Origin of the sequence: Sphingomonas sp. LH128 (genome assembly GCF_000293195.2) — a bacterium.
GTDB classification, from domain to species: domain Bacteria; phylum Pseudomonadota; class Alphaproteobacteria; order Sphingomonadales; family Sphingomonadaceae; genus Novosphingobium; species Novosphingobium resinovorum_A.
In genome coordinates this window covers 1-2,304 of the sequence record NZ_ALVC01000131.1, presented here as the reverse complement: position 1 = coordinate 2,304, position 2,304 = coordinate 1, and the positions used below count along the sequence as shown (strand labels likewise).

The following is a 2,304-nucleotide window of genomic DNA, read 5'->3' as shown; positions in this document are numbered from 1 at the left end:
ATCGCCAGCTTCTCTTCGTCGCTCCAGTGCCGGCGCCGTTCCACTCGAACGACCGCTCCGCCATCTCGGCGTGCGCTCATACGAGGCTCGTTTGACTGCTCGATATCCACTCGCAAGGCCTCCATCTGCCCTGCGAAATTCACGCCCACCCCAATCCGCACAAGGCCGGGTTCCGTCGGCGCTTACCTTTCTGCGTCAGGGTGTCCATTTGCATTTGGGGGTATTTTGTGGGGTAATCGCCTGACACCAGCAGGAGATACCCCCATGCGTCTCAAGGATCTGGAAGTTCGCCACGCGGCGCCGCACGACAAGGACTACAAGCTCGCTGATGGCGGCGGCCTGCATCTGCTTGTTCGGCCCAACGGCTCCAAGCTCTGGCGCATGAAATACCGCTTCGCGGGCAAGGAGAAGCTGCTCTCCTTCGGCGCCTACCCGAGCGTTAGTCTGGGCGATGCCCGGTTGGAGCGCGCCAAGGCCAAGATCGCTCTCGCCGAAGGGCTCGATCCGGGGACGGGCAATGATACCCGTAAAGGAAAGACCTTCGAGCAGGTGGCTCGGGTGTGGCACGCCAATCGTCTCTCCTGTCTTGATGACGCGCATGCGTCGCGATTGTTGCGGCGGCTCGAGCGGGATGCCTTCCCGGCGATCGGCGGGATCGACGTGCGCAAGGTCACCGCTGCACAAGTGCTGGAGATGCTGCGCAGGGTAGAGGCGCGTGGGGCGCTCGACGTAAGCTGCCGGATCAAGCAGCATGTGAGTCAGATCTACCGTTTTGCCATCCCGCAGGGGTGGGCTGAGACCGATCCGGCGCAGTACCTGACCGATCTGATGCAGCCCAAACCGCGTGTTCGGCATATGCCGCGCGTTGGCGTTGCGGAACCGCCCGCGCTTGTTCGTGCGATCGACCAGTACGATGGCGAGGAGAATCCTCGGCGCCGCGCAGTGACGCGGGCTGCACTGTTGTTCACTCTGCTAACCTGGGCCCGCACCACCGAAACGCGGCTGGCGCTATGGTCCGAGTTCGAGGGGCTGGACGGCGCCGATCCGATCTGGCGCGTTCCTGCCGAGCGGATGAAGATGGGGCGCGAGCATATTGTGCCGCTGAGCGCGCCCGTCGTTGCGTTGCTGGCGGAGGTGCGGAAATTCAGTATTGGTTCGCATGTCTTTATCGGCGACAAGCCGAGCCAACCGATCTCGCAGAACACCATGATTTACGGGTGCTATCGCATGGGATATCGCGGGCGGCAAACCGTCCATGGGTTCCGAGGCATCGCCTCGACGTGGGCTAACGAAGCCGAGTGCTACCGTTCCGACTGGATCGAAATGGCGCTGGCTCATGTCGAGCAAGATGATGTGCAAGGGGCCTACAACAGCGCTTTATATCTAACGCCCCGGCGCAGAATGCTCGCAGCTTGGGCGGAATACATCTTAGGTTTGAAAGCCGCTTAAAGCTCGTAACGCTAATTTGGTTGCCATTTAACCAAGAAATGGATCCGGAGACATGGCGCCTGCCGTCCGATCAAGCAATTGAATTACATAAATATATTGGATCACATTCTATGTCAAAACCAAAGATGGCAACCAACTTTGGTTGGGTTGCAGCGACATAACATGGTGCAGCATGGCAATGGGGCAGGGCGTTGTTTGCAGATGATGAGTTGTTGTGTTGGTTGTGGATAACCTGCAATTCGCTCTCTTTCATCGCCCCTTCATTCGACCATTTTGGCCGTGAACGGTCCTTCATGATGGTTGATGGGAACTACCGAGTCTGGTCGAGAACTGCCGGAAGAGCGGAACGTCCGCTGCTGAGGATCAAAATCTGGCGATGAGCGTACGGCATGGGTCGGTTCGGGCAAGGGCGAGCGCCGGATCGAGCGCCATTTTGAGCAGTCGGCTTTGTATTAATAATTCGAGAGGTTGCACCGTTTGGCCGCCTTTATCCTCTATAGGCTTCGAGAAATTCATGAGAGCGCAGGGCTTTGGCTGCTGGCGGGTTATTGGGGCAATATGCGAATGCCCCCATCATCGTCAGATTGTTGAGCGGACCGGCCGGACGATCAGCGTATTAACGTCCACATCCGCCGGCTGCTCCACCGCATAGGCGATGGCGCGCGCGATCGCGTCCGGGGTGAGCGCGATGGAGCGGAAATCGACCATGGCCTGCGCCGCGACCGGATCGGTGATCGTGTGGGCCAGTTCCGATTCCACGACGCCCGGCGCGATGATGGTGACGCGAATGTCGTCATGCTCCATGCGCAGCGCCTCCGAGATGGCGCGCACTGCATATTTTGTCGCGCTGTAGAC

General features: G+C 59.4%; 3 protein-coding genes. 1 reads left to right on the top strand and 2 read right to left on the bottom strand.

Annotated elements, in window-relative coordinates:
• Positions 1-264 precede the first annotated feature (264 nt).
• Entirely contained in the window at positions 265-1,449 is a 1,185-nt protein-coding gene (locus LH128_RS11410; protein ID WP_008829779.1) for a tyrosine-type recombinase/integrase, read from the top strand.
• 70 nt (positions 1,450-1,519) lie between these two features.
• Here LH128_RS11410 and LH128_RS33340 read toward each other — a convergent pair whose 3' ends face one another.
• Both LH128_RS33340 and LH128_RS11405 read right to left on the bottom strand, forming a co-directional pair.
• Positions 1,520-1,744: a hypothetical protein gene (locus tag LH128_RS33340; RefSeq protein WP_172705024.1), complete on the bottom strand. Its 225-nt coding sequence runs from the start codon at positions 1,742-1,744 to the stop codon at positions 1,520-1,522.
• Positions 1,745-2,028: 284 nt separating this feature from the next.
• Positions 2,029-2,304: SDR family oxidoreductase (locus LH128_RS11405; protein WP_008829778.1), on the bottom strand; the 276-nt coding region annotated here is incomplete at its 5' end.